The organism is Halomicrococcus pelagicus (genome assembly GCF_050954125.1).
On the sequence record NZ_JBPBWC010000055.1, the window covers coordinates 1 to 527 of the forward strand.

The window sequence follows — 527 nt, forward strand, 5'->3', positions numbered from 1 at the left end:
ACCATTCCGGTTGATCCTGCCGGAGGCCATTGCTATCGGAGTTCGATTTAGCCATGCTAGTCGCACGAGCTCAGACTCGTGGCGGATAGCTCAGTAACACGTGGCCAAACTGCCCTATGGATCGGGATAACCTCGGGAAACTGAGGCTAATCCCGAATACGGCTCTCACGCTGGAATGTGGAGAGCCCGAAACGCTCAGGCGCCATAGGATGTGGCTGCGGCCGATTAGGTAGACGGTGGGGTAACGGCCCACCGTGCCGATAATCGGTACGGGTTGTGAGAGCAAGAGCCCGGAGATGGATTCTGAGACAAGAATCCAGGCCCTACGGGGCGCAGCAGGCGCGAAAACTTTACACTGCACGACAGTGCGATAAGGGAACTCCGAGTGCGAGGGCATATCGTCCTCGCTTTTCTGAACCGTAAGGTGGTTCAGGAACAAGGGCTGGGCAAGACCGGTGCCAGCCGCCGCGGTAATACCGGCAGCCCGAGTGATGGCCGCTATTATTGGGCCTAAAGCGTCCGTAGCC

General features: G+C 58.3%; 1 rRNA gene. It reads left to right on the forward strand.

Annotation, left to right across the window (positions count from 1 at the left end):
• Nucleotides 1–3: 3 nt before the first annotated feature.
• A 16S ribosomal RNA gene (locus tag ACRYA2_RS26605) occupies nt 4–527 on the forward strand; the annotation flags it as partial.